Genomic DNA, 3,164 nt, shown 5'->3' with positions numbered 1-3,164 from the left:
CCTGGAACGTGCTGGCGGAGAACAACAAGTCGTTCGGCATCGGCTGGACCGACAACGTCGTCGTGAACTCCAGCGGCAAGCAGCAGAGCGGTGGGGCCCCAGGGCGACATCGGCGTCTGACCGGGGTCTCGTGACCCCAGGGCGCGCGGTCCCCGTTCCCGACGGCGGGGACGGGGGCCGCGCGCTTTCCCGACCCTGCGCGAGCGTCCCGGCGCGGTGCGTGAGCGGGGTCGGCGCGGTGTCGTGGGACGCACTCGGCCAGTTCCGCGAAACCGCTGGTGATCACTGGGGCGATCGCCTGTAATGCCCACTGTGGACGAACTCCCCACCAGACTGCGCGAGCTCCCGCCCGAACTGCTGACCCGCGTGGTCGAGGCCAACCGCGAGGCCAGCGCGCCGGGTCGGCACGCGATCGACGGTCGGGTCGCGGTGCGCCTGGCCTGCGACCTCGTGCTCGCCGGGGTCGACACCCCGCACGTGGTGGACCTGGCCTGCCAGTCGCCGGGCGAGGTGTCCGACGAGACGGCGAACGCCCTGCTCAGGGCCGCGCTCGACGACCTCGGCCTGCCCGCGGTCGACTGGTACCGCTTCGAGTGGGCGCTCACCCGCAAGGTGGCGGGCGTGGCGCTGCGCGGCGAGGTCGGCCCCTGCGAGGGCATGTACGACCTGTGGGACCGCTGGGACTCGACCCCGGACAGCACGTCGGTCGCGGGCGCGCTGCTGCTGTGCGCGGAGTGGGAGCGGGCGGACGAGGAGGAGCGGGTGGTCCTGCGAACCCGCATCCGGGCGTTCGCGCGGGCCACGGTGGAGCTGGCGGACCAGCGGTTGGCCGAGCAGGACGGGCGCTGAGCACGACGGGCGCCGAGGCCCGTCGCGCCCCCGACCCGCCCGGTCAGCGCGTGCGGCGCAGCAGGTAGGTGTCCATGATCCAGCCCTTCTCCGCCCGCGCGCGCTCCCGCGTCTCCACGATCCGCTCCGCGACCTCCGCCAGCGGCCCGGCGATCAGGATCTCGTCCTCGGTGCCCACGTACGCGCCCCAGTGGATCGTCACGCCCGGCTCGTCCCGGTGCTCCAGGAACGCGTTGCGGGCGTCCAGCATCACCACCACGTCGTCCGCGTCCTGCGGCCACCCGGCCGCCAGGCGCCTGCCGGTGGTGATCTGCACCGCGCCCGCCACCTGGTTCAGCGTCGTCGCGTGCCTGGCCGCCAGCGCGGAGACGCTGCTGATGCCGGGGATCACCCGCACGTCGAACTCCGTCGTGCCGCGCGCCCGGACGTCCTCCACGACCGCGATGATGCTGTCGTACAGCGCCGGGTCGCCCCACACCAGGAACGCCCCGACCTCGCCCTCCCCCAGGTGCTCCGCGATCAGCCGCTCGCACACGTCGGCCCGCCGCACCCGCCAGTCCACCACCGCGTCGGCGTAGCCGTCGGCGGCGCGGTCCCTGGGCGGGTCCTCGGCGCGGACCACGCGGTAGCCGCCGCCGGGGACGTGGGTGGCCAGGATGGCCTCGCGCAGGTCGGACAGCTCGCGCGCCTCCCCCGGCTTGTCCAGGAAGAACACCACGTCGGCGCGGCGCAGGGCGTCCACCGCCGCCACCGTGACGTGACCGGGGTCCCCGGCGCCGATCCCGACGACCTCGACCTGCGCGCGCACCAGCACCACCCGTTCCGCTCGGAAAGACCCGGCCATTGTCCACCACGGACGGACCGGCTCCCCCGCAAGGTCAGCGGGCCAGCAGCGAGTCCGACGCCTGGCCGCACAGCCACGCCGCGCCGTCGTCCCAGGACAGGCCCTCCGCCCGCACCACCCGCCACGCCGGGAAGCCGAAGTAGAACCACAGCGCCCGCCGCAGCTCCTCGCCCCCCACCCCCTCGCGCAGCCCGCCCAGCTCCAGCATCCGGTCCGCCGCCTCCGCGAACCGCGCCCTGACCTCGGCCTCGGCCACCCGCGCGGCCTCGGCGACGTCGGGGTGCGCGTCCCGGTTGTCCAGCAGCACGGACAGCGTCAGCTCCCGGCGGTCCCTGGTCACCGAGGTGCCCCGCGCGACCAGGCGCAGCACCTCGGCGGCGCTGGTCGCGGACGTCAGCGCGGCGGTGGTCGCGCGGACCGCCTCGTCCGCGACGCGGTCGTCGACCATGGCCAGGAGCAGCGCGGACTTGCCGCCGACGCTGGTGTACACGGTGTTCACCGCGACCCCGGCGGCGCGCGCGATCGCCGCCACGCTGGTGCGCGCGTAACCGCCCTCGGCGAACAGCTCGGCGGCGGCGCGCAGCACCCGCTCGCGGGTTCGGGCCGCCGCTTCCTCGCGGAGGGGGGAGGTGTAGCCACGGGTCTCCACAGGATCTACAGTAGCGCACCTACATTCACTGGAGGTTCGTTACTATGAATTCCTCGGGCAGGGTCGTCGTGGTCGGCGCCGGGCCGGTCGGGCTGTGGCTGGCGGCCGAGCTGGCGCTGGGCGGGGCGCGCCCGGTCGTGCTGGAGCGCGAGCCGGAGCGGTCGCCGCACTCCAAGGCGCTCGGGCTGCACCCCCGCACCCTGGAGGTGCTGGCGCTGCGCGGGGTCGAGGGCGGGTTCCTGCGCGACGGCGGTCGCACGCCCGGCTGGCACTTCGGGATGCTGCCGACCCGCCTGGACTTCAGCGGCCTGCCCACCCCGTTCCCGTTCCTGCTCACCCAGCCGCAGGCGCGGACCGAGCACCTGCTGGAGCAGCGGGCGCGGGCGCTGGGCGTGGAGGTGCTGCGCGGGCACGAGGTGACCGGGCTGGACCAGGACGCCGACGGGGTCGTGCTCCGCGTCGCCGGGCGGCCGGACGTGCGCGCCGAGCACGTCGTGGGCGCGGACGGGGCGGGCAGCGCGGTGCGCGCGGCAGCCGGGATCGAGTTCCCCGGCACCGAATCCACGCACTTCGGGTTCCTCGGCGACGTGCTGCTGACCGACCCGCCAGCCCCCGGCGCGAGCTGGCACAACGAGCACGGCGCCCTCATGGCCGCGCCGCTGCCGGACGGCCGGGTCAGGCTGGTCGGCTACGACCCCCGCGCCGGGCGCGAGCCGCTGACCCTGGACGGGCTGCGCGCGGTCGCCCGGCGCGTGGCGGGCACCGACGTCGGGGCGCACGCCCCCTCGAGGCGGTCGCGGGTCGGCAGCGCCACCAAGGTCG

Annotated in this window: 4 protein-coding genes; 2 read left to right on the top strand and 2 right to left on the bottom strand. The window is 75.6% G+C overall.

Annotation, left to right across the window (positions count from 1 at the left end):
- Positions 1–312: 312 nt before the first annotated feature.
- Positions 313–849, top strand: a complete 537-nt coding sequence (locus ACTUAL_RS07915) for a hypothetical protein (protein WP_096495293.1) — start codon at positions 313–315, stop codon at positions 847–849.
- A 43-nt stretch (positions 850–892) separates the two neighbouring features.
- Here ACTUAL_RS07915 and cobF read toward each other — a convergent pair whose 3' ends face one another.
- Both cobF and ACTUAL_RS07905 read right to left on the bottom strand, forming a co-directional pair.
- On the bottom strand, positions 893–1,693 hold the full coding sequence (gene cobF, locus ACTUAL_RS07910) for a precorrin-6A synthase (deacetylating) (protein ID WP_440899788.1): 801 nt from the start codon (positions 1,691–1,693) through the stop codon (positions 893–895).
- A gap of 34 nt (positions 1,694–1,727) precedes the next feature.
- On the bottom strand, positions 1,728–2,342 hold the full coding sequence (locus tag ACTUAL_RS07905; protein ID WP_440899787.1) for a TetR/AcrR family transcriptional regulator: 615 nt from the start codon (positions 2,340–2,342) through the stop codon (positions 1,728–1,730).
- A 44-nt stretch (positions 2,343–2,386) separates the two neighbouring features.
- Between ACTUAL_RS07905 and ACTUAL_RS07900 the strand changes: the two genes are divergently transcribed.
- On the top strand, positions 2,387–3,164 hold a 778-nt coding region (locus ACTUAL_RS07900; protein ID WP_440899786.1), incomplete at its 3' end, for an FAD-dependent oxidoreductase.

This window comes from Actinosynnema sp., from assembly GCF_052038725.1.
Note: the sequence above shows the minus strand (reverse complement) of the source record. Positions and strands in the feature narration are given on the sequence as shown.

Bases quoted from the DNA above. Each gene is read 5' to 3' on its own strand.
- cobF (WP_440899788.1), bottom strand. From the start codon at position 1,693: ATGGCCGGGTCTTTCCGAGCGGAACGGGTGGTGCTGGTGCGCGCGCAG.